The organism is Rhizobium sp. PAMB 3174, assembly GCF_052908375.1.
Genome location: NZ_CM128608.1, coordinates 793,463 through 819,957 on the forward strand (window position 1 = coordinate 793,463; position 26,495 = coordinate 819,957).

The window sequence follows — 26,495 nt, forward strand, 5'->3', positions numbered from 1 at the left end:
CGGATCGATCTCCGCCACGTTTCAGTCGATGGCGTCGGCGTAGACGTCCAGAATGCGTTCGATACTGGCGAGGATGAGGTCGCGCGCCATCGGCCTGACCTTTCCACTCTCGACGAGTGGCTGCAGATGGCCGAGATACTGGCTGATGAGCGGTCGCGGTATACGAACTCCCTCGAGACACGCAAGCAGTGCCGAAACGGCCGCTTGCGCGGCGGGGTCGGGCCAGTAATAGCGGATCCGGTCCGAAAACGAATAGTGCCTCTGCACATACTGTTCCGTGCCGGTGCCGTGATAGTACTTGCGCCAGTTGCCCGGCTTTTCCTGCATCAGGCGTTCCATGCTCGCGGGGAGGGCTTCCCGGTCGCTGTCACGAACAAGAATGCCGGCGATGCTGTCGAGGCCGTAGAGCGCTTCTCGTAGCGCGAAGGTGAGCCATGGGCCGACCTTCAGGATGGCGAAGCCATCGTCGACCAGGCGACGTCGCGCCTCAGCGCTCTGATAGTCCGTCGAATGCGCCTCGAAGACGAATTGCGGCATGTCGTTCAATGCTGCGGACAGGCTGACTGCCTTGTCTGGCGCGTATTCCACGACCTCGGCATTCCCGAATTCGACGCCGGGCTGGACGACGACGCCGGTCACACGTTCGAAGGCGCTCTCCAACCCGAGCTTTGAAAATGCGTCCCGGTGGATTTCGACGGTCCGCAATGCGTCTTCGGGCTTCGTCACCTCCAGATGGTCCAGCGCTTCCGACGCGCCGCCTGGAACGGGCACCTCGGTGCCGATGATATAGGCGGGCAGGGTGCCGCCGATTGCCTGGACCGAACGTTCGGCGGCGGCGGCAAGCGTTGCCGCGCGCTGGGCAATCACTTCGTCCGGCAGCGGCGTGGGGTCGCCGGCGCAGCTCATGCTGGTGTCTAGATGCAGCTTCGTGAAGCCCGCCGCGGCGAAGGCTTCGATCATCGTCACGGCCTTTTCCATGGCCGTTTCCGCATTGAGAGCGGTCCACGGATTGGGGCCGAGATGATCACCGCCCAGCAGCAACCGGTCGAGCGGAAAGCCGACCTTGCCGGCGATGCCCTCGACGAAGCGGCGGAAGTCGGCGGGCGTCATGCCGGTATAGCCGCCGTCCTGGTTCACCTGATTGCAGGTCGCTTCGATCAGCACCGGTCCTTCGCGACGCAGGCCGTGGCGAAAGGCCGCCTCGATCACCATCGGATGGGCCGAGCAGACGGAGACGATGCCCGGCCGCCGGCCAGCGCTGCGCGCTGCGGGCATTTCGGCGAATTGTCTGGTGACGCTGGTCATGCCCGATGCTCCCGGCTTGCAATGAACGCTTCGATCTCGGCCATGGCGTGTATACCTTCCATTGGGCCCTTGCGTGTCACGGCCAGCGCGCCCGCGGCCGAGGCGATGCGCATGGCCTGTTCGGGTTCGGCGCCGCGCAGCCACATCGAGACGAACGCTGCCCCGAAGCAGTCGCCGGCTCCCGTCGGGTCGACTTCCTCGACCGCAAATGCGGTGCTCGCGACAGTTCTGTCCCGATCGAAATAGACTGCACCGGCTGCGCCCTTCTTCAGAACGACCACTGTAGGCCCTCGGGCTAGAATGGACCGGATGGCTTCGGCTTCGGATTTTTCGTCCGTGAACAGGAAGAGTTCGTCGCCGCTCGGCAGGAAGACGTCGGTCAACTGGAAAACTTTCGCCAGCGCCTCGCGCATGCCCGGCAGCGAGAGAATCTCGCGTCGGATATTGGGATCGAATGACACGGTACCGCGCCGTTCCTTGATGGCGGCGATCCCCTGAAGCGCCACGTCGGTCGCTTCCGGCGAAAACAGGGAGGAGCCCATCACATGCATATGTTCGGCGCCCTGAACCAGCGCACGCGCTGCGTCGCCAAAGGCAAGCGCGCCCGCGGCGCTGTGCTTGATGTTGAAGACGAAATGCCGGCTTGCGTCGCTCCGGTAGGTGACGAATGCAGTGCCGGTGGGCAATTCCGGATGGGTCGTGATCGCCGAAACGTCGGCGCCCAGCGCTTCCAGCCGGCGAATGTTCAGCGTTCCGAAATCATCGCTGCCGACACATCCGATCAGCCCGGCCGGTTGGCCGAGGGCCGCCGCCTGACCGATGAAAATGGCGGGCGCGCCGGAGGGAAATGGTCCGACGAGCGGGCCGGCGGTCAGGAAGCTCTGGTCCAGCCTTTCCGCCATGATCTCGACGAGAATCTCTCCCGAAGTGACGATTTTCTTCACTGGCTCTCCCTCGTCCAAGTTTTGTGCGGGCACCGCCCCAAGCAGCTATTCTGGCTCATGCCGGATGTATTACCCCTGTCTCGCGAATACGTCGAACGGCGAGCGTCAAAATTCCAGAACGCCCGGTTTCGCCACGGGATGAAATGCGAGATCTCGTCCCGGCAAGGCAAGAGCCGCGGCGCCGACGAGACCGGAATTCTGGCCAAGCGCGGCCCGTACCACAGGAACTTCGCGAAATGCCGGCATGGCGCGTCGTGCGATATGGTCCGCAATGCCGGCATGAAGCCGGTCGAATTCGTTCGACAGGCCGCCGCCCATGACCACGATCTCCGGACTGAGAATGTGGATGAGGTTGGTGATCCCCCGTCCAAGCGTCTCGGCTTCCTCGTCGATCAATTGATTGGCGAAGGTGTCGCCCTCCCGGGCAGCGCGGAATATCGCCCGGCTGTTGATCGGGCTGCCGTCCCGGCCGAGAACCGTGTCTGTGCGTCCGGCTGCACGCTGGTGCGCGCGGCGGGTGAAGGCCGTTCCGGACGCATAGGCCTCGAAACAACCACGGTTGCCGCAAGGGCAGGGTTCTCCATCCGGCGTGATCGTCATATGGCCGACATGGCCGGCCATGCCCATGCGGCCGCGAACGACGCGTCCGTCGGCAATGATGCCGCCGCCGATGCCGGTGCTGACCGTCACGTAGACGAGGCTGTCATATCCCTTTCCAGCGCCAAACTGCCATTCCCCGATCGCCGCGGCGATGCCGTCGTTTTCCAGCGATACGCTGAGGTCGAACTGCCGTTCCAGTTCGGCGCGCAGGGGAAAGCCGTCAAAGCCCGAAAGGGTCGGAATATCGCTTGCTATGCCCACAATCGTATCGACCGGCCCCGGCGTCGAAACGCCGACGCCTGCCGGCACGAGGTTCGGCCGCGAGGCGATCAGGCCACGGGCCAGGCCGAGTATCTGGGAGAGCACCCGCTCGGGGCCGCCGGTCGCATCGGTTTCGTCCTCGTCCTGCGCAAGGATGTTGCCGCGTTCATCGACAAGCGCCGCGCGAACCGAGGTTCCACCGAGATCGACACCTATGGCGAAATGCTCCATCGGAACTGGGCCTTCTCAAAGGGCGCGGAGCCATGCCATGCGATCGGCGAGCGATGGCGCGTTGAAGGCCAGCGACCCGAGCACGACCGTTTCGGCACCTGCCTCACGCAGCAACGGCACCGTATGTTCGCGGATGCCGCCGTCGGCGGCGAGCACGATGCGGTGGTCGGCACCGCAATCGGCAATGATCTTCTTGGCTTCAGACAGACGGTCACCGGCCTTTTCGTCGAGGCCTTGCCCCTTCACGCCGATCGCGGTGCCGAGCAAGGTGATGAAATCGAGATGGGCGGCATACTTCCGGATCCGCTCCACCGGCGTCTCGACCCTAAGCACCATGCCGGCGGCAATGCGCCGCTGGTCCAGAAGTTTGAGGGCCTTTTCGGCGACGCTTTCGTTTTCGACGTGCAGGCTGATCAGGTCGGCGCCAGCGTCGGCAAACTGTTCAATCTGCGGAAGGATGATCGCGTCGGCGACCATGAGATGGACGTGGATCGGGTGCTTCGACGCCTTGCGAACGCCCGCGACAAGGTCCGGGAAGAACAGCATGGCCGGCGCGAAGTGACCGTCGGCGACATCGACATGCAGGACGTCGACATATTGTTCGACGCGGGCGAGGTCGTCGGCAAGCCGCATGAGATCGGCGGACCAGACGGAGAATTCGGCGATCAACCGGTCCTTCGGCAGCTCAGCGATCCAGGTCTTGTGTTGATCACTCATTGTCTTCGATCTCCTTGAGAAATTGTCCCAGCGCCTCATGGAAGTCCGACACGTAGCGTGTCCGGTCTTCCGCCTTGGGCGTGATCTTGGCGAGGCGTGCGCCCGGAATCGCCGCGGCCAGCGCTTCGGCATGGGAAAAGGGGTGGATGATGTCGCGGTCATGGCCGATGACCAGCGTTGGCACGGTGATGGCGGCGATTTCAGCCTCGCTGACGCCGGGACCGTCATTCGAGATCGCCGTCAGCAAGGCGGCTGTCACGGCGATGGGCTCTCTCGAAAAGAAACCGGTGAGCGAGGCGAGATTGTCGGGGGCTTCCTTGGCGAGCCGCTGTCCGGTCTCGCTGGTGAGGAAGGCGGTCTTGGCCTCTTCCAGCGGCAGGGTTTGCAGCAGATGGCCGACTTCGGCATTCGGCCGCATGTTGTCCGGTGCGGCCGCCGCGATCCAGGCGGGGCGGGCGAGGATCAGGCCGCGGACGAGATCGGGTCTTGTCACGGCAAGCCTCAGGGCGATCGCCGCGCCCATCGATATGCCGCCAACCACCACCGGTGCCGTCAGCCGCGTTTCGATATAGGCGGCGATATCCTCGGAAAAGGTCGCGATCGACAGGCGGGAAAGGTCTCCAGCTCCGGAGCCGCCGTGGCCACGCGCTTCGATCGTGATGCGGCGATAGCCCGGCAGGGGCGGGAAGGCTTCGGCGGTCTGGTTCGCATCGCCACAGAGTCCGTGCTGGAAGACGACCGGGATACCCGCCTCGTCGCCATCGACGTTCAGGACCGTTCCGTCATCGGTTTCGAACGTTGCGAGGCTCGTCATGCGGACTTGGCCTTCAGATGGTCGGTGAGGAAGGTCGCGACGTCCCTTGCCTCTGTGGCCGCAAGGCCATGGGTGACGAGACTGCCGGAAAAGCCGATGTCCTTGAGCTTGCCCAGATAATGTCCGTAGTCGAGGACGCCCTTGCCCGCAGTTGCGAAACGGCCGTCCTGGGTGCGATCCTTGGCATGCGCCATGACGATGCGATCGGCGAGGAGGTCGATGGCGGCGGATACCGTTCGCCTCTGCTCCTCAGGCGTCGCCACCTCGAAAAGGTTCGCCGGGTCGAGCACGATCTTCAGTCGCGGGCTCTGCATTTCGGCGATCAAGCGGCGTGCCTTTTCGGCGGAGTTGATGACGTTGGCCAGTTCCGGCTCGATGCCGAGGTCGACATCGTGGCGATCGGCGATTTCGACGGCGATGGCCATCGCGTCCAGAAGATCGCGCCAGGCCTCCGGCGTGTTGTTGTCGGGATGCTCCTTCCATTGATCGAGCGGATCGCGGGTGCCGGTGCACAGCGTGATGAGCCCGGTCGACATCGCTGCAGAGCTTGCGGCAATTGCCTCAAGCCTCCGGTGTCCGGCCGCCCGTACGGCCGGATCGGGGTGGATCATGTTGTAGGTGCCGGAAACCGCGACGATCTCGACGCCCGTGCGTGCGGCCGCATCGGCCACGCTCCGCGCGTCGGCCTCGTCGATGACGTCGGGCATCGAGGCAAGGCCGGAGCAGGCCATGTTGTACTGAGCCGCGCCGAAGCCGGCCGCGGCAACCGCTTTAAGGACCGTCAGCGGGTCCTTGCCGTCGAAGGTCTTGGCGAAGATCCCGAGCTTCATCAGACACCGCCCGAGGCATCGGCAAGGGCGACCGGCTTGCGGCTTTCCACGGAGCGTGCGATCGCCACCATCGCCTGCACCGAGGCGAGCCCGTCGTCGATATCGGCGCCTTCCATGGCGGCGCCATCGAGAATGGTGCGGGCAAAGCCCTCGAGCTGGCGGCGGTAGAAATGGCCGTCCGCACCCAGCACCCGGTGGGTGGCACCATCCGCCTCGCGGAAGATGTCGACCTCGCTCGACTTGTAGTACCAGGGGTTATAGGTCTTGCCGAGAATGCTGCCGTTCTGACCGTAGATCTGAAAACCCTCGTGCCAGTCCATACGGACCTGAACCGTCAAGTCGAGATGGCCGAGCGTGCCGGAAGCGAATTCCACGTCAACGAACCAGCACCAGATCCCGGCCCGTTCGGAAAGCCTTGCATCGACCGAAACGATGTCGCCGGCAAAATAGCGTGCCGTGTCGATCAGGTGGCTGCCGTGGGCGAGCATGTAGTAGCGACGCAGATCCGCCTTGGGATTGGTCGACGGCTTCCTGGCCTTGGCGCTGGTGACGATCAGCGGCTGCACCGCGTCGGTCATTGGATAGCGGTGCGTGCTGTCGCAATACCAGGCCTTGAGCGCGACCAGTTCCCCCATCTCGTCTCGAATGAAGGATTTGGCGGCCTGAAGGCCAGGATCGAAGCGCTTCATGTGGCCGACCTGAAAGACCTTGCCGGAGCGGTTCACCGCCGCCTTCAGCTCGCGGCATTCCTCGACGGTGAGGCCGACGGGCTTTTCGCACAGCACGTGCTTGCCGGCTTCGAGCGCCCGGATGGAGGCGGGAACGTGGAAGGCATCGGCCGTCGCGATGATCACCGCATCGAGATCCGGATCGGCGAGCATCCTGTCGTAATCGTTGTAGCTCTTCTCTGCGCCATGGGTGATCACCATACGCTCGCGCAGATCGTCGGCGACATCGCAGATTGCATAAAGATCGGCGTTGGCTGCCTTGGTGCAGCTCTCGAAATGCGCTGCCTGGGCGATCTGGCCGGCGCCCAACACACCGACGCGGAGACGTTTTTCCTGCTTTGCGGGCATGATATCCTCAATCGTTCTTTCAGAGCGTCAGGTGGGTCTGGGGATGGAAGAAGTGCATCTTCGACGTGTCGATCCCCAGATCGATCACCTGTCCCGGCCGGATTGTGCTCACCGCCTCGAATTTCGCGACGGCGTTGGCGGCTCCGCTCAAGTCCTCGACCGCGTCGGGATCACCGGAGTCGACGCGGCTCGCGTCAAGTTTCAGATGCACGATCAGTTCGGAGCCGAGTTCCTCGATCGATTTTACCGTGGCGGGAATGGTCGGGAAAGCCGAGCCGGACGGCAGCTTGCTGTCGAACAGATCCTCCGGGCGGATGCCGAAGACGACCGTCTCGCCTTGAAGGTCTGAGAGGCCCGGCGCTCGCTCGAAGACATTTTCGGGCAGAGGAATGGTAAAGCTCGGAAGGCGGATACTGCGGCCCTCGAGCCGGCCTTCGAAGAGGTTCATCGACGGCGAGCCGATGAAGCCCGCGACGAAGGCGTTGGCGGGGTGATGGTAGAGCGCCTTGGGCGTGTCCACCTGCTGCAGCACGCCGCCCTTGAGGACCGCCACGCGGTCGCCCATCGTCATCGCCTCGGTCTGGTCGTGGGTGACGTAGATCGTCGTGACGCCGAGCTGGCGCTGGAGGCTGGCGATTTCCGCCCGCATTTGCACCCGCAGCTTGGCGTCGAGGTTCGACAGGGGTTCGTCCATCAGGAACGCCGCCGGCTCGCGCACCATGGCGCGGCCCATGGCGACGCGCTGGCGCTGGCCGCCGGAAAGCTGCGAGGGCTTGTTCTGCAGCAGCGTTTCGAGCTGGAGGATCTTGGCGATCTCGTTGACGCGCTTCTCGCGCTCGGCCTTGGTCTTGCCGGCGAGCTTCATCGAGAAGGCGATATTGTCGAACACCGTCATGTGCGGGTAGAGCGCGTAGTTCTGGAAGACCATGGCGATGTCGCGATCCTTCGGCGGCAGGTCCTCGACGTCGTGGCCGCCGATCGTCAGCGTTCCGCTGCTGATCTCCTCGAGCCCGGCGATCATGCGCAGCGCCGTCGACTTGCCGCAGCCGGACGGTCCGACGAGGATCAGGAACTCACCGTCGTTGATCGTCAGGCTCAATTCGTTGATCGCGTGAAAATTGTTCCCGTAGGTCTTGCAGATCTTGTCGAGCACTACCACAGCCACGTCGATTTCCTCCCGTCACTCCAGGGCAAAGCCGGCACGCACACCGCTGCCGCTGCCATCTTTTTCTTTCAAATGGCTCAGGAGTGGTGGGTAAAGTCAATAGAAAATTTGGGATGAAGCGGCCTTACGGAGCGCATGAGTATTATTAAGCACATGATTTTAAAATACTAAATTGATTTAGTAAAAATGTCTTTGTGGGATTTTATTTTTTGACGCGCGTAATTTTATAAGCAACGACAGGGTCGTTGATCGAGCCCGTGATGCGCAAGAATCTGTTGGGTATAGCTGCGGTCTGGCGGAGGTTTGGCGTCAAGCCGGCATCGGCGAGGGAACGGGCGCGCTGTCACTCGTCATGAGGGCGCGGCAGGCCGCGTCGTTCGGCAGGCCCTTGCGGCCGCCGTGGTGGGTCACCGAGATTGCCGCGGCGGCGGTCGCGTAGGCGGCGCAGGTAAGGGGCGGTTCGCCTCTGGCAAGGGCCAAGGCGTAGGCGCCGTGGAAGCAATCCCCCGCGCCGGTGGTGTCTACGGCGGTAACCGGGTAAGCGGGCAAATGCCAGAGGGTCGGATCTCCGTTCTGGCGGAGGTAGCAGCCATTGTGTCCGTCGGTCAGGACCACGGCCGCGCGATCCGGTGTCCAGAGGCGGGCAAGGATCGCCGCCGGTTCCGTCTCGCCCGTCGTCAGCTTGCCAAAGGCAAGGGGCAGGACAAGATGGTCGGCGAGCGCCAGGATGCGGTGCGTCTGTTCCCCCACCGCCCATTCGATGTCCGCGACGATCAACAGCCCAAGCTTGCGCGCGCGCGCCACCACGCTTTCCGAATGGATCGAGTATCCGTCGATGATCAGCACCGGCGCGGAGGCGATCGCCTCATCGGCAATCGTCTCCGCTGTACCATGGGGCACGTCGTCGTCATAGGCGATGAAACGGTCGCCGTCCGGTCCGACTGTGATGACGGAACGGATCGGCGAGGCGTCGGGCCGATGCGGGGCAAGCGATATGTCCACGCCTTCCCGCTGCATCTCCCGGCCGCCGACATCGTCTGCCGGTTGGGGGAGCCAGCCGACAAAGGCCGTACGGCCGCCGAGGCGGGCCGCGGCGACGAGGGCCGTCGCGACATTGCCGCCGTGATCGGCTTCGCGCCGGGTCACCTTGCCCTTGCCCGCAGAAAGAGGGCGGTCGACGTAGACGATGTCGTCGATTGCCAATGCACCGAAACCGATGACGTCGAACCGCCGGGACATCCTGTCAGGCGCCAGTCGCCGCAAGCGCATCGGCCGGAGAGACGCCGTCATGGATGACCATCTTGAATGCCTTGGCGGCCTTCGTGGTGTCGCCATGGCCCCAGAGATTGCGGCCGACGACCGCGCCCTTTGCGCCCGCGCGCAGGGCGTCTGCCGTCTGGGTGAGGGCGCCGAGGAGGTTCTCGGTCTTCGGTCCGCCGGCCATCACCACCGGGATCGGGCAGGTCGCCACGGTTTCGCGGAACGAGTCGAAGTCGCCGGTGTAGCCGACCTTCACGACATCGACGCCGGTCTCGTAGCCGATGCGCACCGCATAGGCGATCTCGTCCGGCGTGAAGACGATCTTGGCGCCGTTGGTGAAATCGCGCGGATAGATGTGGGCGATGATCGGCATCTCGTAGCGCGCGGCCGCGTTGACGGTGTCCGTCAGCCAGCGAATGTATTCGCCTTCGGTATTGCCGCGCACGGGAATGGCGACGGCGAGCGCGTCGGCGCCGTAGCGCACGGCATCCTCGGGGGTGGCGATCAGCTGGCGGATGCGGTCGTCGGCCGTGAAGCAACCGGCCTGAATGACGAGCGCCGCCTTGCCGGCATATTGCGGCCAGAGGTGGCGGGCCGCGCCCGGCTGGATGCTGACATAATCGGGGCCGCCTTCCATGACGCGGCCAAGCGCGCCGGGCAGGTCGGCAAGGCCGCCTTCACGCACATTGCCGTAGCCGACGAAGTGATCCACCGCGCCGCCGAAGAGGTTTCCGGACGGATTGGAGAAAAGGCGAGACAGGCGAATCTTGGTTCCGAGACCCATTGCAGTGGTTTCCTTGCGTTCGTTGCAGCTGAGGTGAGTGGACCCTAACTCGGAAATAAAAGAATGTTCAATCTTTCGAAATCTTTCATTTGTGGATTAGCATCCGTATTTTATCGTGCTAAAAGCTATAAAAATGGGATCGAAAGAATTCGAAAGCTGAGTTGGCTTTCGAATTTCGAAAGCAGAAAGATGGCGACGTAGAGCGGAACCGAAGATGCTTGCAGAACAGAGACGGCACCAGATCCTCATCGAGCTCCAGCGCGTCGGGCAGGCGAAAACCAGCCAGCTCGCGGAATTGTTCGGCGTCTCGGAAGTCACCATCCGCTCAGATCTGGAACTGCTCGATGCGAAGAAGAGGCTCATCAAGACGCATGGCGGCGCCATTGCTGCGCCCGCCGATTCACCCGCCGCGGCATTCGAGGAGCGCATGCAGCGCAATTTCGACGCCAAGCGCCGGATCGCGCAACTCGCGGCAAAGCAGATCATCGATAACCAGTCGATCGTCTTCGACAGCGGCTCCACCCTGTTGCAGATCGCGATGCAGATGCCGCCGGTCAACAATGTCGTCGTCGCGACGACGGCGATGAACATCGCCCAGCATCTGATGTATCGTCCGGGTCTTGACGTCCACATGATCGGCGGGCGGGTTTTCCCGAGCACGGTCAGCACGATCGTCGCGGATTCCGACAAGGCGCTCGGCGGCCTCGTCGCCCACCAGGCCTTTGTCGGCGCGCACGCGATCGACCAGTCCTTCGACGTGGTCGATGTTTCGGAAGATGTCGCCCGCACCAAACGCAACCTGGTGCGCATGGCGCGCCGGGTGGTGCTTGTCGCCGATTCCAGCAAATGGGACATAGGCGCCTCCTCCAAGGCCTTCTCCCTCTCGCGTGTCGATCTCATCATCACCGACAGCGGCCTGCCGCTCAGCATCCGCCACCGCCTCGACAAGCTCGGGGTCGAGGTCCGCTACGCCTGATCAGTCCGGCGGCAGGAGCGCTGCCGCCGGACAGGCATGCTCAGTAACCGAAGCCGCGAAGTGTCTCGTAGTTCACGCGAACGGCCTTCGCCGGGTCGCGGCCGGCCTCGTCCGACTCCTCTTCCACGACGATCCAGCCGTTGAACCTGGGGCTGTTCCTTGCGGTCTCGATGACGGCCGGGACATCGCAAGCGCCGGCTCCGAGCATTGCCCAGGTGCCGCCTGCGTCCACGTCCTTCAGGTGCACGTAGCGGATGCGGTCGCGGAAGGCCTGCAGCGTGTCCGCCATCACCTGGCCGCCGCGCAGGATGTGGCCGGTGTCCGGCACCCAGCCGACTTCGGGGTCGAGAAGCGGAAAGAGGGCGTCGTAGTCCGCTCGTGTGAACAGTAGCGTGTTGTGGTGTGAGGAGGGGTGGACGGCGACGGTCACGCCTGCCGCCCTGCCGATTTCGCTCGACCGGTTGTAGCATTCGGCGGCGACGGCGAATTTGTCGCCGCGCGGGCCGTCGTCGACCACGGTCGCCGACCCCATCGAGACCAGCGCGCCCGGAAAATGAGCGGCAAAGTCGACCCAGCGCCGGGTCGCCTCCAGGTCTTCGTCGAGCTTCGAGAGCACGGTAAAGCCACTGTCCGAGCCGAAGGCGAAGGACACGAGAGAGAGGCCGGCGGAGTCAAGTGTCCGCGAGAAGGCCTCGGGCTTGTTGGCGTAGTCGCCGATCATCGTGTCGGTGATCTCGATACCGGAATAGCCGGCAGCGGAAATCGCCTGCACCAGATCGTCCGGGCCGCCGCGAAAGCGGTCGCCGAGCATTTCCCAGGTGAATGTCTGGCAACCGATTTTGAGTTCTGCGGTCTTCATGAATGGGGTCCTGACTTGTCCTAGATTGTCTATCGTGTGAGCTGACGCGGCGGACATGGGCGAATGCGAGGTGACGGCGAGGCGCTCTCCCGATGGAGCGGAACCTGTCGTCGAGCGCTTGAAACTGTCCGGATCGAGACGCCTCCCAACGTCCTATCAATACGTAAGATAAAATATTATCGTGCGTCAACATTTCTCGTGCGCGCAATGTGAAAATGTGTAAGCTGCCCGCCCGAAGCCACTCTCCAACCTGGAAGTTCAGGTGACTGAAATGACGACGAAAAATGAGACAATCTTGAGAATCGGCGTGGTGGGATGCGGCAGCATTTCTCTTGCCTACATGCGCAACGCCGCCCTCTTTCGGGGTGTCAGGATCACGGCTTGCACCGACCTGAACATGGCCGCGGCCAGGGCCCGCGCCGATCAGTTCGGCCTGAAGGCGATGGACGTTGATGACCTCGTGTCCGACAAGGATGTCGACCTCGTCCTCAACCTGACGATCCCGGCGGCGCATTACGAGATTTCCATGCGGGCCCTTTCCGCCGGCAAGCATGTCTTCACCGAAAAGCCGCTCGGCGTGACGGCGGACGAAGGTCGCAGGCTCGTTGCCGAGGCGAAGGGGAAGGGGCTGGCGCTTGGCTCCGCGCCGGACACGTTTCTTGGTGCTGCCGGCCGTCACGCCCGGCGGCTGATGGAAACGGGAGTGATCGGCAAGCCGGTGACCGGAACCGCCTTCATGATGGGGCGCGGCATGGAGCACTGGCATCCGGACCCGGGTTTCTATTATCAGCCTGGTGCCGGGCCGGTGATGGACATGGGCCCCTATTATCTCTCGATGATGGTCAACCTGATGGGACCGGTCAGGCGCGTGCAGGCGGTAGCGACGAGCGGGCAGGACGAGCGTCTGATCACCGCCGACGGACCGAAGAAGAATACCACCTTCAAGGTCGGCACGCCGACCAGCGTTCTTTCCCTTCTGGAATTTGCGAGCGGTGCGACGGTGACCTTCGGGGCTTCATGGGACGTCTTCCGCCATTCCAATTATCCGATCGAACTGCACGGTACCGAAGGGTCGCTGCGCCTTCCCGATCCAGACACGTTCGGCGGCGTCATCGGCCTGTCGAAACAGGGCGCGCCCTGGCAGGAAGCGGATACCGCAGGCGAACTTCTCGGGGCGATCAACTGGCCGATCGACAAGCCCGACCGCGCCAACTACCGCATGGTCGGCCTCGCCGATCTCGCGCGCTCGATCACCGAAGGCCGCGCCCCCCGCGCATCCGGCGACCTCGCCTTGCACGTGCTGGAAATCATGGAGGCGATCCTGCGGGCTGGTGAAACCGGCCAGGCGCAGACCATTTCCGGCTCCGCTACGCAGCCGAAGGAGCTTAGCGAGGACGAGGTCCGGAGCCTGCTCGCATGACCTCGCTCGACCCGTCCGCTGTCAAAGCGCTGAACTGGCCGGGTGAACCGGAAAAGCCGGTGGAGGACTGCACGCCGGAAGAGGCAAGGCGGCAATATCTTGCCGGATTTGCGAGATTTCAGGTGCCGCTCGAACCGGTCCGCGCGGCGTCGGAGGAAGACGTCGGCGGTATCCGGGTTCGGATCTGGCGCGGCTTGAATGCGCCGCAAACGGCCGCACCAGCGCTTCTCTATCTGCATGGCGGCGGCTTCGTGATTGGCGCACCGGAAACCCATGAGGACATCTGCCGCATCCTCGCCAATGCCGCGAACGCGGTCGTGATCTCGCCTGATTACCGTCTCGCCCCGGAACATGCGTTTCCCTCCGGACTGGAGGATTGCGCCGCGACGCTGGCCTGGATGGTGTCGGAGGCGGCCGGCCTCGGACTGGATCCCGCCCGCATCGTGGTCGGCGGTGACAGTGCCGGCGGCAACCTTGCCGCGGTGGTCGCCCTGATGGCGCGGGATGGCGAGGTGCCGCCGGTCATCGGTCAGCTGCTGATCTATCCCGTCACCGACCAGCGCCAGGTTTCCGAAAGCTATCGCCGCTACGCTAGCGGTTACGGTCTGACGGCGGGGGCTATGCGCTGGTTCCGTGATCACTATGTCGGCAAGGAGGATGGAGCGCAGCTTGACTGGCGGGCGTCTCCGCTGCTGGCGTCTTCGCTTTCAGGCGCTGCGCCTGCATTCGTCGTGCTGGCCGGCTGCGATGTGCTGTTCGATGAGGGGCTCGCCTATGCCGAAGCGCTTGAAGGGCAAACGCGTTGCTCCCACCGCATCTGGCCCGGGCAGATCCATGGCTTCGTGTCGATGAGCAAGGCAATCCCAGAGGCGCGCGAGGCGCTTGACGCTATCGTCGATGCCTGGCGCATAATGGACCCCGCCGTCGGGCAATGATCTGCCAATGCGGCTCTGTCAGGCGGATTCGCGCATCATCAGGGTCGATTCAAGGATCACCCGGCTTGGCAGGACCTTTTTGTCATCGCTGTCTTCATCGATGATGGCCAGCAGCATTTCCACCGCTCTCGCCGCAATTTCCGGAGCATTCTGGGCCATGGTGGTGAGCGACGGGCAGGTATAGCGGCTCAGCGGATGGTCGTCGTGGCCGGCGATCCTAATGTCCGAGCTTTCCGTCCTGCCGATCTTCAGGCCCGCGGCAAACGCCGCAGCCATGGCGCCGAAGGCGAAGCGATCATTGGCGCACAGCAGCGTCTTGCCGGGCAGGGCGCCTTTTTGCAGCATCCGGTTCATCTGCTCGTAACCGAGCCGCTCGAATTCCCAGGACGGCGGTGCATCGCAGGGGACAACCAGCGGCGTGTGGCCCTCGCGGATCATCGTCGAGCGGTAGCTTTCGGTTCGCTCGTTGGTGTTTTCCATCATATGCGGAACGTCGAGGAAGATCGGCGGCTCGCCGGACCGGCAGAGATACTGCACGATCGCGGCCACGCTCTGCGCATTGTCGTTGCCGACGAAGGGCAGGTTGAAGCTCGACGGACTGTCGAAGCAGACGACGGGAATGGCATCCTTGAGGCGTTCCAGCGCTCCGCGCTTGGAGCTTGCGCCCATGGGAGCGACGACGGCGCCGGCGACCTTCAGCGACAGGAGGGTGCGCACCGCCTCCTCCTCGAGGTCCGGGCGTGTATGGGAGGAGAACTGAATCGGCCAGAAGCCGCGGTCGCGCAGTTCCAGTTCGATCAGCGAGACGACCTGTACATAGAAGGGGTCGGCCATGCTGGGAACCAGAATGCCGATGTTTTTCGTCCGCTTGCGGTTCAGATGGCGGGCGAAGAGGTTGGGCTCGAAATTCGACTTCTTCAGCGCGGCCTCGATGCGCTTGCGGGTCGACTCCTTGACCTGGGTGGGGTCGTCGAAATACTTTGACAGCGTCGGGCGCGACACGCCGCAGGCGCCGGCAAAGTCGTCCATCGATTTGTACGTTTTCTTCGCCATGCCATTCCCCAAAGGTCGCCGGAATTTTCGTTGCGCGACCACTTCTGTTCCGCGCGTAAATCAAAATTGACTGACGCGTCAACTTCTTCGCTCAGGAAAAGCGCAATTTGCTGCGCGATGCGATCGGCTTGCCATCTTCGTGCGGCGCCCAATGTCGCGGCGTGTGGCCGTATCCGGTCGATACTTCGGGTGACCGACACCTGATTGCATTGCAGCAAGGAACGGTGCGCTGCACTCCTGCAAAGGCGGCAAAACCATCTGCGGCACAAGCAGCTTTCATTTGTTTACGAAAGTAAAGAAAAAAAGCATCATAAGCAATAGATGCGGGTTCAAAAAATTCTCGCGCGCAAATTTTTTTAGATTAATTATTTCAGTTATTTGATCGATTTTTACGCAAAAAAATCCCGCCTTTCGTTTGCTTCCGCGCAGTTCGTGGTTGACATGCGACAAGCGCGGGAACCTACTGCCGGCACGATCTTTGGGAGGATCGATAAGTCATTCGTCTAATGGGAGGTTGGACATGAAATTCAGCAAAATCAGCAGGACTCTGACCATTGCGGCAGCGGCATGGGGCCTTTGGGCCTCGACGTCGCTCGCCGAAACAAATCTAGAGTTCATCCAGTGGTGGGAACCGGAAATGCCCGCCGGTGCCCTTCGCGGCATCATGGACGATTTCGAGAAGGCCAATCCGGACATCAAGGTCACGCTCGTCAGCGGCCCTTATTCCACGACGCATGACCAGATCGTCGTCGGTGCGGCCTCCGGCACGCTCAGCGATGTCGTCGGTCTCGACGGCGCATGGGTGAACGGCCTGACCAAGCAGGGCGCGATCACCGACATGGGCGCGCTGATGGACAAGGCCAACTATGATCGCAGCCAGCTCGCCGACATCGTCAAGGTCGACGGCAAGAGCGTGATGTTCCCGGTCGCTTCCTTCGTCTATCCGGTGTTCGTGAACCTCGATCTCGCCAAGGCGGCCGGGGTCGAGACCATGCCGTCTAACCGCACGGAATTCGAGGACGCCGCCAAGAAGATGACGGATGCCTCGAAGAACCAGTACGGCTGGGTTCTGCCGCTGTCGCTGCAGTCGCCGAGCGGCATCCAGAACGATGTGATGTCCTGGGTCTGGGCGTCCGGCGGATCGATGATGAAGGACGGCAAGCCGGACCTCGAGAATGACGACGTCGTCGGCACGCTCGAGTATCTCGACAAGCTGAACAAGGACGGCGTCATTTCGCCCGGCATCTTCGCCAAGAAGGAGCAGGACAAGGTCGAGGAATTCGTCAACGGCCGCGTCGGCATGATGATCGACTCGCTTGCCCACGTGAACCTGATCCGCGAGCGCAATCCGAATCTCAATTTCGGCCTGTCGGCCCTGCCGGCCAAGGACGGATATGACGGCAAGCGTGGCATGCCCTATGCATCCTGGGGCATCGGCATCAGTGATAGCAGTCAGCACAAGGAAGAAGCCTGGAAGCTGGTCAGCTTCCTGATGAGTCCGGAGATCAACAGCCGGCTCGTCTCGATTGCCAACGCCTTCCCCGGCAACGTCCATGCCAAGCCGGACTTCGTTAAGTCCGACCCGATCTTCGCCGACGCGTTCAAGATCTACCAGAGCGGCTATCCGGCAAACGAATTCGTCGGCCTGCCGGTTGCCGAAGACCTTATGCGTGACATGAATATCGAAGTGCAGAAGCTCTTCGACGGCCAGCAGTCGGCCAAGGATGCTGCGGCGAACACGCAGAAGGCCTGGATGACCAAGTTCTAAGACCTGCAATCCTCTCAAGCTGCCGGCAGCGCCAAAACCGCTGCCGGCATATGCGTCAGTTCCGGGCCTTGCCCGGAGAGATGGGAAAGACACGCTCCATGAACCGATCAGCACCGGCAATGGTTGCCGCCCAGCCAAGGACACTCAAGAAGAGGGGCAGATTCAGCTATCGCTCGCTGAGGAAGCTGGTGCCGTATCTGTACTTGTCGCCGGCGACCCTTCTTCTGACGCTCCTGATGCTTCTGCCGATGATCACGGTCCTGCGCTATTCGCTGATGGACGGCGCCATCATGCGCAAGGACGCAAGCTTCGCGGGCTTCGCCAATTACCAGACGGTCTTTTCAAATCCGGTTTTCTGGCAGTCGGTTGGCCACACGCTCTATTTCACCATCATGAGCGTGGTGTTTCACCTGGTCCTCGGGCTGATCTTCGCGCTGCTGCTGAACACAAATCGCATCGATCCCTTCATCCGCAGCATTCTGCGCGTGCTCTACATTCTTCCCTGGCTGTTCACCGCCGTCATCATCGCCATCATCTGGCGCCTGCTGCTCGATCCGAACGGGGTCGTCAACAGCGTCCTGATGGCGCTGCACATCGTCGACTTCAAGGTCGAATGGTTCTCCTCGCCGAAAACCGCTATCCACGCGCTGACCTTCGCCAACATCTGGGCTGGCTATCCGCTCTACATGGTGAGCCTGCTCGCCGGGCTTCAGGGCATTCCGAAGGAGCTCTACGAGGCGGCCGGCATCGACGGCGCTAACGAGCTCAAGAAATTCTGGTACATCACCATTCCGCAGCTCATGCCGATCACCATCAGCATTGCACTTCTGGACTTCATCTGGACCATGCAGGTTTTCCCGCTCGTGTGGATGACCACAGGCGGTGGCCCGATCTACTCGACCGAGATGCTGTCCACCTTCACCTATAAGCTTGCCTTCGCCGAGTACCAGTTCTCGGTCGCCTCGGCGAGCGCCATCATCGTGCTGCTCCTGTCCATGAGCGTCACCTATTTCTACATCAAGCATCAGCAGCGCAGGTGATCGGTCATGGCCAAGCGTTCTTCCTTCAAGCGAACCGTTCTTCCGACGCTGCTCATCTATCTCGGGCTTGCGATCGGCCTCGTCTTCGCCGCCTTCCCGATCGTCTGGATGTTTTTCACGTCGATCAAGTCGAACACGGAAATCTTCGCGCTGCCACCGGCGATCCTGCCGAAGATTCCGACGCTCGAGGCCTATCGCACGATCTTCAGCGATCCGGTGAAGGTGCGGTTCTTCATCAACAGCTACTTCGTCGCCGGCGTGGTCACCGTGCTGACGGTGCTGATCGCGATCCTGACGGCCTACGGCTTCAGCCGATACAACTTCCGCTTCAAGAACACACTGAACATCTTCATCATCAGCACACAGACCGTGCCGCCGATCACGCTGCTCATTCCCTATTTCGGAATCGTCGTGGCGCTGCGAATCTTCGACAGCTACTACGCGCTCATCCTGACCTATCTGGTCTTCACTCTGCCCTACGCCATTCTTCTGATGACGGGCTATCTGAATACATTGCCCAAGGAGCTAGATGAAGCGGTGTTGGTCGACGGCGGATCGAGCTGGACGGCGCTCTGGCGGGTTATCGTGCCGGTGTCGATCCCCGGTATCGTCGCGACCGCCGTCTACACCTTCCTCCTCTCCTGGAACGAGTTTCTCTTCGCGCTCACGCTGACGAAGTCGACAAGCCTCAGGACGGTGCCGATCGGCATCCAGTTGCTGATGGGCCAGCACGCCTTCGAGTGGAATGAGATGATGGCGATGAGCGTTCTGGGTTCGCTGCCGCTTCTCCTCCTCTACCTCGTCGCCCAGCGCTATTTCCTGGCGGGCATGACGGCAGGCTCGGTCAAGAGCTGACGAAGGCTTTGCAGCTTTTCGGCTGCTCAGAGATCAGCGGGTTCCCGCGATGTCAGGCAATGGCTTGTTGAAGGTCTTCCAGCGTCTGCGGCAGTCGGCGCATGTCGCCGATGGTGGCGCTTGCACCGGCGGATATTAGCTTCGCGGCGTGGCCGGGATAGCTGTGTCCGCCGCCGGTAAAGCCGATGACGGTCATGCCGGCGGCAACGCCGGCTTCGACTCCGTGGACGCTGTCCTCGACCACCGCGGTCCTGGAAGGGGCGACGCCCATTCTGGCTGCGCCATGCAGAAAGATGTCGGGCTTCGGCTTGGAACGGCCCGGACCAAGATCCTTTGCCGAGAAGATGTTCGGGGCAAAGAAGTCTTTCAGGCCGACCTTGCCAAGGAGCAGGTCCACACGGCTGAACTTGGTGTTGGAGCAGACGCAGCGTTTCCGGCCGAGCGCCGCCAGCGTTTCGGCAACGCCGCTGATGGCCTCGACTTCCAGTGGCAAGCGCTGGTCGAGGACTTGCTCCAGTCGGCCCGCGAGTTTGCCGGAAAGGTCCAGGCCGCTTTCCTGCTCGGCGATCTTGAGGATCTGGTCCCAGGGCAGGCCGGAAAAGCGTTCCGCGACTTCCGGCGCCGTGACGGGATAGCCGGAAGCCGTCAGCAGATCTGCTTCGATATGAACGCCGATCGCTTCGGAATCGATCAGGACGCCGTCGCAATCGAAGATGACCAGTTCGAAACCGTTCATTGCGGCGTGCCTTTCAATGCATTTGTCACCCATTCGGCGAGGGCGTCGTCGTCTGGCACTTTCGTTGTATCCAGGTCGAAAATCGGCCCGCGGCCGGCGGGCGTCGCCCGTTCGGCAAGGGCGATCAGCTCGGGAATATAAGCTTCTCCCGGATGGCCCGGGAGGCGAGAAGACAGTCGCGCGCGGTAGCGTTCGGCAAGCACGTCTCCCGGCGCGTGGCACCAGATTTCGGCAAGCGCGGTGATGCCGGCGTGTGAAATACCCGCGTCCAGAAGGTCAAGCGGCTGGAAGCCGAACCACGCGTCGACGATGAAGGTCGAGCCTGCGGGCGCGGCGGCGATGGTGTCCCAGATCGCCTGGTAGCTCGCTTTCCCGAGGCGGCGGTTGAAGAGCCGGTCGACATCGCCGATCTCGGCGAGAAAAGGGTTCTTGATCGTGTCCAGCGCCAGGATCGGCCAGCCGGTGCGGGCCGACAGCGCCGCGGACACCCGGCTCTTGCCCGTTGCCGGAATGCCATTGACCATGACCAGCCGTTTTCCGGCGGAGGGTGCGGACTGCACGAGATCGAGGCCGGCAAGCGCCGCGCCGATCACCCCGGCATCGTCGCCGAGGAGGGCGGGGGCGACCGGAATGTCATACCAGGAGGTCTCGGTGGGCAGTTGCCGCAAGGCCATGACGGCGCTTTCCCCGAGGCCGCCGCCGAGCAGGAGGATGTCCGGATCGAAACTGGCCGAAAGCGAGGAAATTGCCGCGCGCAATGGCCCGGCCCAATTGCGGATCAGCGATCGGGCGTCCTCGCTTTGCGCCGCGTCGGAAAGCGCTTGCTCGCAAGTGTAGCCTGCAGGAAATCCGATTTCTGAGGCGAGCCGGCGGAACGAAGTACCCGACGAATACATCTCGACGCAGCCGGACTGGCCGCAGACGCAGCGAACGCCGCCTTCGCGGACGATCAGGTGGCCCAACTGGCCTGCAGAACGTCGGCCACTGACGATCTTGCCGTCAAGCATTGCCGCCCCGCCAATTCCGGTGCCGATGGTCAGCATGACGATGTTGGACAGGCCGCGACCGGCGCCGACACGAGCCTCGGCGAGGAGTGCCATGGAACAGTCGTTGGCGACAGCCACTGGTCTGGCGAAGCGCTTGCCGAGAATGCCGGCGAGGTCAACGCCGGCAAGATTCAGGAAGCCGCCGGAGAGGACTTCCCCGGTGTGAGCATTCACCCGCCCAGGTATGCCGATGCCGATCGCTTCGAAGGCGCCGTCATCGATCTCGGATATAAGCTCGACGAAGAACTCGACGGCACGTTCCGGGTCGCGCGTGCCATCGATCACCTTCTTGCGGAGGATCGTACCCGCCTCGTCGACGAGCGCCACGCGGATGCGCGTGCCGCCGACATCGAGGCCGACAGAGGTTCTCGCCATGTCTGCTGCTCCCGGAGCTTAGGCCGCCTTGCGGTAAGCTGGACGGTAATGCTTGCGGATGATCGCCTGCAACTCCTTCAGCCGCGGCACGGCGATCGTCGTGAGCTTTTCCTGCGTCACGGCGCGATCGAGAGAGATACAGTCCTTCCAGAGCGAGCGGCCGGCGATCACGCCGGAGGCGCCGTTGCTCATCGCCGCTTCGACCTGGCCGAGGAACGTCGAATGGTCGACGCCGGCCGAAAGGACCGCCCACGGGGTGCTGCCGCAAATGCGGGTCACTTCCGCGCACGCTTCCGGCGAACCCGGATAGGGGATCTTCAGGATTTTCGAGCCGAGATCGAGGCAGGCACGGCAACCGTCCTGAATGAGGGCGGGCAGCTTCGCCTCGTAGTCTTCCTTGCTCTCGCCTTCCAGCCGGTAGGTCAGGAATTCGACGACGAGGAAAAGGTCCTCGCGGGCAAAATCCTCGATGCAGGATTTCAGGATTTCGAGATTGTGGGTATTGGCGGCGGGCGTATCCATCCGCAGGTAGACCATGATCTTGCCGCCGGTGCCGCCAAGCTCGCGCACGCGGCGGGCGTCTACGCCTTCAACCAGCTTCGACAGGCGGTAGCCTTCGGGCGACGTGTCCCAGCCGGACGCGTCGAGCCCGATCAGGAGACCGGTGTTCTTCGGCAGCAGCCATTCGTCGACGATCATCGGCACGGCGCAGATCGGATCGACCAGCACACCGCCAGCCTGGCTTGCGAGATAACGGGCAATGTCTGCCTTGGTCAGGCCCAGCGTCTCGTTGCTGATCTTGGCCTGCTCCTCCGGAGTGGCGGCGAGGACCTGGCGCATGCCACCGCGCTGATCGCAGGCGATCACCATCATCGCGCCCTCGTCGCCGCAGATCTGTTGATAACCCCTGAGTTCGGCTGTCGTCATTGCAGACACTGTCATTCTCCTTCGAAGTCTCTTCGGCTGTTGCTAATTCCGTTGTGCGAGGCCGTGTCCGGCCGCACGAAGACCGCCCGACCGGACATGTGTCCGCGGGAGATGCTTCCATCCCTGTTTCTTATTTCGGTCGTTGCGAAACGACGGCAATTGAGCGATAACTTTCTGGGTGTCGTGTAACACATTTCAGAAAGGAATTGCAAGCTGGCTCTTCAGTCCAATCAGGAAAGTCCTGCGAGCCGTGCCATGCTGCACATGGTGGCGAAGCTTCACTATGTCGAGGAGATGGCGCAGGTGGACATCGCCCGTCGGCTCGGGCTGTCGACTGCAACGGTTTCGCGCATGCTGCAGAAGGCCCGCGCACTCGGCATCGTGAAGATCGAGGTCATGGATCTCGTTGCACCGAACGAAGTGGCGGAAGAGCTTGCTGAACTGCTGGGCTTGAAGGGCGTGGCGGTGGCCGAAACAGTGTCGCCGGGAATGGTTGGCGCCCTTGCTGCACCGCTTGCCGACCTTCTGAAGGAAGCAGGGTTTGCCGACGGTTCCGTCATAGGCATCGGCTGGGGGAGGGCGATCCGGGAAGTGATCTCGGCGGGCTTGCCACGGCTTGGCGCCGTCACGGTCGTTCCGCTCAACGGCGGACTGCAGCAACCGGCAGCGCATTTCCAGATCAACGAGTTCGTTCGGCAGGCGGCCGAGCAGATGGGCGGCGAGCCGCGCTTCCTTCACGCGCCCTACGTTTCGTCGCAGGAGCTTCGGGCGGCGTTCCTGGCCGATTCGGGGGTCAACGACACCGTCTCGCTGTGGGATCGGCTGGACTGCGCGATCGTCGGCGTCGGGCTGCCGCATCCCTTCAATCCGCCGGAGGCGAGTGCGGCGACGGCCAGCGAAAAGGCCTTGACCGAAGCCGCCGGCGACGTGATCCGCCATTATTTCGACCGGGACGGCAAGGTCGTGCCCTGGGAGGGCGAGGAGCGGATGATCGCCGCATCCCGCGAGCAGCTGGCCGGAGCCCGGCTGTCGATTGCGGTCGCCGCATCGCCGGAGAAGGCCGCGGGCCTTATCGGCGCGGTCCGGTCCGGCATGGTCAACGCCATCGTGACGGATACCGCCACGGCGCAGGCGATCATCTCGGTGCTGCTTCCTGCCCGCAACTGAGGCTTTCGGTTGATTTCCCGTTTTTGAAGCGGTCACCGGTCTGCATCGATTTCCGAAATTTCATCAGTGATTTACGGCCCTGCATCGACTGCGGGCGAGAGCGGTTTCCACCAAAGAAATTCATTTCAGGAAGAAATTGCGCTTGACGTGAGTAAAGTTTTGCGTCGAGTATGCGCCGGCATGACGCTCTGGGAGATAGCGCTCTGCAACCAATAAGTGTTCCAAAGGAGGAGACCATGGAACGTCGTTCATTCTTTAAAGCCTCTGCCGCTGCCGCCCTCGTAGGCGCCGCCGCAATGACTGCCGACAAGGCCGGTGCGCAGGACAAGAAATTCAAGATCACGCTTATTCCTGGTCTGACCACGGATGCCTTCTACATCACGATGCGCAAGGGCGCGCAGGCTGCAGCGGACGCGCTTGGCGTCGAGCTGGAGTTCCAGGGCGCGCCCGACTTCAATCCGGTGACTCAGGTTCCGGTTCTCGATGCGGTCATCGCCAAGAAGCCGGATGCGATCCTGATCGCGCCGACCGACAAGGCGCAGCTGGTCCAGCCGCTGAAGAAGGCTGCCGACGCCGGCATCCCGATCGTCACCGTCGATACCTTTATCGGTACCGGCAAGTACCAGACCGGTTCGGGAGATGGTGATTTCCCGATTTCCTATGTCGCCTCCGACAACGTGCTCGGCGGCGCGATGGCTGCCCGCGCACTTGCCAAGGCCGTCGGCGAGAAGGGCAAGGTCTACGTCTCGAACGTCAAGCCCGGCATTTCCACGACCGACCAGCGCGAGGAAGGCTTCAAGACGGCAATGGCCGAATTCCCGGGCATCACCGTTCTCGATACCCAGTTCAACGACAATGATGCAAACAAGGCGGCGTCCCAGTTGCAGGCCGTCTATGCCCGCAACTCGGATCTGGTCGGTGTGTTCGGCGCCAACCTGTTTTCCGCCCTCGGTGCGGCCAACGGCGTTCAGCAGGCGGGCCAGACCGGCAATATCAGGGTCGTTGCCTTCGACGCGCCGACCAGCATCGTCGACAACATCAAGTCCGGCCTCGTCGACCTGGCGATTGCGCAGCATCCTGCGGAAATCGGCTACTACGGCGTCGTCACGGCCTATGCCCACCTGACGGGCAACTCGGTGCCGACCGCGATCGGCACCGGCTTCACCGTCATCGACAAAGCGAATGTCGACGATCCGAACGTAGCGAAGTTCATCTACTCGGATTGAGACTGCTCCTCCCGAGCGCAAGGCGGCACCCGCACTTGGTGCGGGTGCCGTTCTCTCGGAAGCGGACGAGTGCTTCCCTCCATTTGACGACAGTCCGGGATCAGGCATGACAGATCAAAAGACTTTATCCGGCGAACCAGAACAGCACGTGGCACCCCAGGCCGATCACGACGAGATCGCCAAGACCATCGTGCAGCGCGTCGCCCAACTCAGGGCCTGGCTCTTCCTGGCTTTCCTCATATTGACCTTCGAGATCTGGTCGCGGGTTTCCTTCGGCGGAACCTTCGTCGGGTCGCAGTTCAACTGGCAGTCGATTGCCGTGTTCGCAGTGGCTCCGCTGCTGATCGCCGTTGGCCAGACCTTCGTCATCATTTCCGGCGGCATCGATCTTTCGGCCGGCTTCATCATGGGCCTGGCGGCAGTTGTCGCGGCGCATGTGACGAACCTTGCCGGAGGCTTCATGCCGCCCATCCCGGCAATGCTGTGCGGCATCACCGCGGCGATCGTCGTTGCCGGCGTCCCCGGCATGATCAACGGGCTCCTCATTTCACGGCTCAAGGTCCCACCCTTCATCGGCACGCTCGGCATGTTCGGCGTTGCGCGCGGTACGGCATTCCTTCTCGCTGGCGGAACGACGGTCCCCGTCGCGAATGCGGCCTTCGCAGAGCTCGGCAACGGACGCTTCTTCGGCGTCCCCTATCTGGTGATCGTCACAGCGGTGTTCCTGCTGATCATGCACTACATCCTGAGCCAGACACGTTTCGGTCAGCACAATTATGCGATCGGCGCGAATGCGCAGGCCGCAAGACGTTCCGGCATCGACATCAAGGCGCATATCCTGAAGCTCTACATTCTCTCGGCGATGTGCGCGGGCCTCGGCGGAGCGCTCTATGCGGCCCGCTTTACGGCCGGCGCGGCGCAGGCAGGGGAACCGTTGTTGCTCGATTCGGTCGCTGCCGTCGTCATCGGCGGAGCATCGCTCTTCGGCGGATCCGGCTCGGTCATCGGCACGATTGCCGGCGCTCTTGTCATCGCCGTCATCCAGTACGGACTGGTCTTCGTCAATGTAGAGCCGTTCTGGCAGTTTATCGCCGTCGGCACGGTCATCATCATCTCGGTTCTGATCGACCAGGCCCAGCGCCGCTTCAGCGGAGGAAAACAGGATGAATAGTCAGGCTCCGCTTCTGGAAGTCCGCAACCTTTCCCGCCATTTCGGCGCTGTGAAGGCCCTGCAGGAATGCTCGATGATGGTCAGGGCCGGCGAGGTCGTGGCGCTGGCCGGCGACAACGGCGCAGGCAAGACGACGATGATCAAGGCGCTGTCCGGCGTCTATCCCCCGACGTCGGGAGAAATCCTGATCGACGGCAAGCCGGTCGAGTTCTCTTCGCCGCAGGAAGCGCGCATGAAAGGGATCGAGACGATCTACCAGGATCTCGCGCTCGCCGACAACCTGTCGATCGGCGCCAATATCTTCCTCGGTCGCGAGCCGATGACCAAGCGCTTCGGCTTCCTGCCGGTGCTCGACCGCAAGGCGATGGCGGATGCCGCCCGCGAGACCATGGCAAAGCTCGATTTCCATGTGAAGCGCCTCGACGCGCCGGTCTCGAACTTCTCTGGCGGCCAGCGCCAGGCGGTGGCGATCGGCCGGGCGGTCTACTGGAACGCCAAGATCCTGATCATGGACGAGCCGACGGCAGCCCTCGGTGTGCCGGAGCAGCGCAAGGTGATCTCCCTCATCAAAGCGTTGAAGGCGCAGGGCAGGGGCGTGATCTTCATCTCGCACAATCTGCAGGACATCTTCGCCGTGTCCGACCGCATCGTCGTGCTGCGCCGCGGCGTCGTCGCGGGCGAAAGGGCGATTTCGGAGACGGATCACTCGGAAGTGGTCAAGCTGATGATCGGCGGCTGAAAGCCGCTGCTCATGCATTGCGATCAGGCAGGCCGCGTCTGGACGTTCGCGGTCTGACGCCACCGCTCTGGAACTCTTCAGGACGTTCCCAACTTCGTCGTGCGAAGCCGGCCGCTGCGGCGCTTATCGAAGCTCCGACTTCGAAGCATCGGAAACATCCCCGATGCAACGCGCCGGGTGATGATGAGAGCCGTCACTACGCCGGAGCCTTCCCT

25 protein-coding genes are annotated in these 26,495 nt (G+C 62.7%); 10 read left to right on the plus strand and 15 right to left on the minus strand.

Features of this window, described 5'->3' with window-relative positions; translation table 11 throughout:
* Positions 1-21: 21 nt before the first annotated feature.
* The 10 genes from ACU5AY_RS03760 to ACU5AY_RS03805 form a co-directional block, all read right to left on the minus strand.
* The gene (locus ACU5AY_RS03760) at positions 22-1,305 is read right to left on the minus strand and encodes a D-tagatose-bisphosphate aldolase, class II, non-catalytic subunit (RefSeq protein ID WP_446828052.1); all 1,284 of its coding nucleotides are present in this window, start codon (positions 1,303-1,305) and stop codon (positions 22-24) included.
* On the minus strand, positions 1,302-2,249 hold the full coding sequence (locus ACU5AY_RS03765) for a sugar kinase (protein WP_446828053.1): 948 nt from the start codon (positions 2,247-2,249) through the stop codon (positions 1,302-1,304). Before ACU5AY_RS03765 ends, ACU5AY_RS03760 begins: the two co-directional genes overlap by 4 nt.
* Before the next feature lie 105 nt (positions 2,250-2,354).
* Positions 2,355-3,341: an ROK family protein gene (locus ACU5AY_RS03770; protein ID WP_446828054.1), complete on the minus strand. Its 987-nt coding sequence runs from the start codon at positions 3,339-3,341 to the stop codon at positions 2,355-2,357.
* Between the two features lie 15 nt (positions 3,342-3,356).
* Entirely contained in the window at positions 3,357-4,058 is a 702-nt protein-coding gene (locus ACU5AY_RS03775; protein ID WP_446828055.1) for a ribulose-phosphate 3-epimerase, read from the minus strand.
* Positions 4,051-4,872 carry an alpha/beta fold hydrolase gene (locus tag ACU5AY_RS03780; RefSeq protein ID WP_446828056.1) on the minus strand — a complete coding sequence of 274 codons (822 nt, stop codon included), beginning with the start codon at positions 4,870-4,872 and terminating at the stop codon, positions 4,051-4,053. The genes ACU5AY_RS03775 and ACU5AY_RS03780 overlap by 8 nt, the downstream gene beginning before the upstream one ends.
* Positions 4,869-5,702, minus strand: coding sequence for a sugar phosphate isomerase/epimerase family protein (locus ACU5AY_RS03785; protein WP_446828057.1), 834 nt, complete (start codon positions 5,700-5,702; stop codon positions 4,869-4,871). Before ACU5AY_RS03785 ends, ACU5AY_RS03780 begins: the two co-directional genes overlap by 4 nt.
* Positions 5,702-6,778: a Gfo/Idh/MocA family protein gene (locus tag ACU5AY_RS03790; protein WP_446828058.1), complete on the minus strand. Its 1,077-nt coding sequence runs from the start codon at positions 6,776-6,778 to the stop codon at positions 5,702-5,704. Before ACU5AY_RS03790 ends, ACU5AY_RS03785 begins: the two co-directional genes overlap by 1 nt.
* A gap of 19 nt (positions 6,779-6,797) precedes the next feature.
* Positions 6,798-7,943, minus strand: a complete 1,146-nt coding sequence (locus ACU5AY_RS03795) for an ABC transporter ATP-binding protein (protein WP_446828059.1) — start codon at positions 7,941-7,943, stop codon at positions 6,798-6,800.
* A 309-nt stretch (positions 7,944-8,252) separates the two neighbouring features.
* Positions 8,253-9,182, minus strand: a complete 930-nt coding sequence (locus tag ACU5AY_RS03800; protein ID WP_446828937.1) for a PfkB family carbohydrate kinase — start codon at positions 9,180-9,182, stop codon at positions 8,253-8,255.
* Between the two features lie 4 nt (positions 9,183-9,186).
* Entirely contained in the window at positions 9,187-9,987 is an 801-nt protein-coding gene (locus ACU5AY_RS03805) for an aldolase (RefSeq protein ID WP_446828060.1), read from the minus strand.
* A 214-nt stretch (positions 9,988-10,201) separates the two neighbouring features.
* Here ACU5AY_RS03805 and ACU5AY_RS03810 point away from each other — a divergent pair, with 214 nt between their 5' ends.
* A complete protein-coding gene (locus tag ACU5AY_RS03810) occupies positions 10,202-10,963 on the plus strand; it encodes a DeoR/GlpR family DNA-binding transcription regulator (protein ID WP_446828061.1) in 762 nt (253 codons plus the stop codon).
* A gap of 40 nt (positions 10,964-11,003) precedes the next feature.
* On the opposite strand, the gene ACU5AY_RS03815 is transcribed toward ACU5AY_RS03810, so the two are convergent.
* Positions 11,004-11,822: a sugar phosphate isomerase/epimerase family protein gene (locus tag ACU5AY_RS03815; RefSeq protein ID WP_446828062.1), complete on the minus strand. Its 819-nt coding sequence runs from the start codon at positions 11,820-11,822 to the stop codon at positions 11,004-11,006.
* Positions 11,823-12,093: 271 nt separating this feature from the next.
* On the opposite strand from ACU5AY_RS03815, the gene ACU5AY_RS03820 reads away from it, so the two are divergent.
* Both ACU5AY_RS03820 and ACU5AY_RS03825 read left to right on the plus strand, forming a co-directional pair.
* Complete coding sequence (locus tag ACU5AY_RS03820) at positions 12,094-13,242, plus strand: Gfo/Idh/MocA family protein (RefSeq protein WP_446828063.1); 1,149 nt, start codon at positions 12,094-12,096, stop codon at positions 13,240-13,242.
* Positions 13,239-14,177, plus strand: coding sequence for an alpha/beta hydrolase (locus ACU5AY_RS03825; RefSeq protein ID WP_446828064.1), 939 nt, complete (start codon positions 13,239-13,241; stop codon positions 14,175-14,177). Before ACU5AY_RS03820 ends, ACU5AY_RS03825 begins: the two co-directional genes overlap by 4 nt.
* A gap of 18 nt (positions 14,178-14,195) precedes the next feature.
* Here the strand turns inward: ACU5AY_RS03825 and ACU5AY_RS03830 are convergent, their stop codons facing one another.
* Positions 14,196-15,230, minus strand: coding sequence for a LacI family DNA-binding transcriptional regulator (locus ACU5AY_RS03830; RefSeq protein WP_446828065.1), 1,035 nt, complete (start codon positions 15,228-15,230; stop codon positions 14,196-14,198).
* Positions 15,231-15,750: 520 nt separating this feature from the next.
* Between ACU5AY_RS03830 and ACU5AY_RS03835 the strand changes: the two genes are divergently transcribed.
* The 3 genes from ACU5AY_RS03835 to ACU5AY_RS03845 all read left to right on the plus strand — a co-directional run bounded on the left by ACU5AY_RS03835 (position 15,751) and on the right by ACU5AY_RS03845 (position 18,893).
* A complete protein-coding gene (locus ACU5AY_RS03835) occupies positions 15,751-16,998 on the plus strand; it encodes an ABC transporter substrate-binding protein (protein WP_446823462.1) in 1,248 nt (415 codons plus the stop codon).
* A 98-nt stretch (positions 16,999-17,096) separates the two neighbouring features.
* Entirely contained in the window at positions 17,097-18,038 is a 942-nt protein-coding gene (locus tag ACU5AY_RS03840; RefSeq protein ID WP_446828066.1) for a carbohydrate ABC transporter permease, read from the plus strand.
* 6 nt (positions 18,039-18,044) lie between these two features.
* Positions 18,045-18,893, plus strand: coding sequence for a carbohydrate ABC transporter permease (locus tag ACU5AY_RS03845; protein ID WP_446823464.1), 849 nt, complete (start codon positions 18,045-18,047; stop codon positions 18,891-18,893).
* Positions 18,894-18,945: 52 nt separating this feature from the next.
* Here the strand turns inward: ACU5AY_RS03845 and ACU5AY_RS03850 are convergent, their stop codons facing one another.
* Genes ACU5AY_RS03850 through ACU5AY_RS03860 form a run of 3 tightly spaced genes read right to left on the minus strand, consistent with a single transcriptional unit; the run spans position 18,946 to position 21,986 of the window.
* Positions 18,946-19,629: an HAD family hydrolase gene (locus ACU5AY_RS03850; RefSeq protein WP_446828067.1), complete on the minus strand. Its 684-nt coding sequence runs from the start codon at positions 19,627-19,629 to the stop codon at positions 18,946-18,948.
* Positions 19,626-21,050, minus strand: a complete 1,425-nt coding sequence (locus ACU5AY_RS03855; RefSeq protein ID WP_446828068.1) for an ROK family protein — start codon at positions 21,048-21,050, stop codon at positions 19,626-19,628. The genes ACU5AY_RS03850 and ACU5AY_RS03855 overlap by 4 nt, the downstream gene beginning before the upstream one ends.
* 18 nt (positions 21,051-21,068) lie before the next feature.
* Complete coding sequence (locus ACU5AY_RS03860) at positions 21,069-21,986, minus strand: tagatose-bisphosphate aldolase (RefSeq protein WP_446823467.1); 918 nt, start codon at positions 21,984-21,986, stop codon at positions 21,069-21,071.
* A gap of 246 nt (positions 21,987-22,232) precedes the next feature.
* Here ACU5AY_RS03860 and ACU5AY_RS03865 point away from each other — a divergent pair, with 246 nt between their 5' ends.
* The 4 genes from ACU5AY_RS03865 (at position 22,233) to ACU5AY_RS03880 (ending at position 26,280) form a co-directional block, all read left to right on the plus strand.
* Complete coding sequence (locus tag ACU5AY_RS03865) at positions 22,233-23,144, plus strand: sugar-binding transcriptional regulator (RefSeq protein WP_446828069.1); 912 nt, start codon at positions 22,233-22,235, stop codon at positions 23,142-23,144.
* A 236-nt stretch (positions 23,145-23,380) separates the two neighbouring features.
* Complete coding sequence (locus tag ACU5AY_RS03870; RefSeq protein WP_446828070.1) at positions 23,381-24,370, plus strand: ABC transporter substrate-binding protein; 990 nt, start codon at positions 23,381-23,383, stop codon at positions 24,368-24,370.
* A gap of 106 nt (positions 24,371-24,476) precedes the next feature.
* Positions 24,477-25,541 carry an ABC transporter permease subunit gene (locus ACU5AY_RS03875; protein ID WP_446828071.1) on the plus strand — a complete coding sequence of 355 codons (1,065 nt, stop codon included), beginning with the start codon at positions 24,477-24,479 and terminating at the stop codon, positions 25,539-25,541.
* Positions 25,534-26,280, plus strand: coding sequence for an ATP-binding cassette domain-containing protein (locus tag ACU5AY_RS03880; protein WP_446823471.1), 747 nt, complete (start codon positions 25,534-25,536; stop codon positions 26,278-26,280). Before ACU5AY_RS03875 ends, ACU5AY_RS03880 begins: the two co-directional genes overlap by 8 nt.
* The last annotated feature ends 215 nt before the right edge of the window (positions 26,281-26,495 follow it).

Excerpts from the sequence above, each read along its gene's own strand:
- ACU5AY_RS03760 (WP_446828052.1), bottom strand. The coding sequence starts at position 1,305 with ATGACCAGCGTCACCAGACAATTCGCCGAAATGCCCGCAGCGCGCAGC.
- ACU5AY_RS03770 (WP_446828054.1), bottom strand. The coding sequence starts at position 3,341 with ATGGAGCATTTCGCCATAGGTGTCGATCTCGGTGGAACCTCGGTTCGC.
- ACU5AY_RS03775 (WP_446828055.1), bottom strand. The coding sequence starts at position 4,058 with ATGAGTGATCAACACAAGACCTGGATCGCTGAGCTGCCGAAGGACCGG.
- ACU5AY_RS03780 (WP_446828056.1), bottom strand. The coding sequence starts at position 4,872 with ATGACGAGCCTCGCAACGTTCGAAACCGATGACGGAACGGTCCTGAAC.
- ACU5AY_RS03785 (WP_446828057.1), bottom strand. The coding sequence starts at position 5,702 with ATGAAGCTCGGGATCTTCGCCAAGACCTTCGACGGCAAGGACCCGCTG.
- ACU5AY_RS03790 (WP_446828058.1), bottom strand. The coding sequence starts at position 6,778 with ATGCCCGCAAAGCAGGAAAAACGTCTCCGCGTCGGTGTGTTGGGCGCC.
- ACU5AY_RS03800 (WP_446828937.1), bottom strand. The coding sequence starts at position 9,182 with ATGTCCCGGCGGTTCGACGTCATCGGTTTCGGTGCATTGGCAATCGAC.
- ACU5AY_RS03805 (WP_446828060.1), bottom strand. The coding sequence starts at position 9,987 with ATGGGTCTCGGAACCAAGATTCGCCTGTCTCGCCTTTTCTCCAATCCG.
- ACU5AY_RS03810 (WP_446828061.1), top strand. The coding sequence starts at position 10,202 with ATGCTTGCAGAACAGAGACGGCACCAGATCCTCATCGAGCTCCAGCGC.
- ACU5AY_RS03815 (WP_446828062.1), bottom strand. The coding sequence starts at position 11,822 with ATGAAGACCGCAGAACTCAAAATCGGTTGCCAGACATTCACCTGGGAA.
- ACU5AY_RS03820 (WP_446828063.1), top strand. The coding sequence starts at position 12,094 with ATGACGACGAAAAATGAGACAATCTTGAGAATCGGCGTGGTGGGATGC.
- ACU5AY_RS03825 (WP_446828064.1), top strand. The coding sequence starts at position 13,239 with ATGACCTCGCTCGACCCGTCCGCTGTCAAAGCGCTGAACTGGCCGGGT.
- ACU5AY_RS03830 (WP_446828065.1), bottom strand. The coding sequence starts at position 15,230 with ATGGCGAAGAAAACGTACAAATCGATGGACGACTTTGCCGGCGCCTGC.
- ACU5AY_RS03835 (WP_446823462.1), top strand. The coding sequence starts at position 15,751 with ATGAAATTCAGCAAAATCAGCAGGACTCTGACCATTGCGGCAGCGGCA.
- ACU5AY_RS03840 (WP_446828066.1), top strand. The coding sequence starts at position 17,097 with ATGAACCGATCAGCACCGGCAATGGTTGCCGCCCAGCCAAGGACACTC.
- ACU5AY_RS03845 (WP_446823464.1), top strand. The coding sequence starts at position 18,045 with ATGGCCAAGCGTTCTTCCTTCAAGCGAACCGTTCTTCCGACGCTGCTC.
- ACU5AY_RS03850 (WP_446828067.1), bottom strand. The coding sequence starts at position 19,629 with ATGAACGGTTTCGAACTGGTCATCTTCGATTGCGACGGCGTCCTGATC.
- ACU5AY_RS03855 (WP_446828068.1), bottom strand. The coding sequence starts at position 21,050 with ATGGCGAGAACCTCTGTCGGCCTCGATGTCGGCGGCACGCGCATCCGC.
- ACU5AY_RS03865 (WP_446828069.1), top strand. The coding sequence starts at position 22,233 with ATGCTGCACATGGTGGCGAAGCTTCACTATGTCGAGGAGATGGCGCAG.
- ACU5AY_RS03870 (WP_446828070.1), top strand. The coding sequence starts at position 23,381 with ATGGAACGTCGTTCATTCTTTAAAGCCTCTGCCGCTGCCGCCCTCGTA.
- ACU5AY_RS03875 (WP_446828071.1), top strand. The coding sequence starts at position 24,477 with ATGACAGATCAAAAGACTTTATCCGGCGAACCAGAACAGCACGTGGCA.
- ACU5AY_RS03880 (WP_446823471.1), top strand. The coding sequence starts at position 25,534 with ATGAATAGTCAGGCTCCGCTTCTGGAAGTCCGCAACCTTTCCCGCCAT.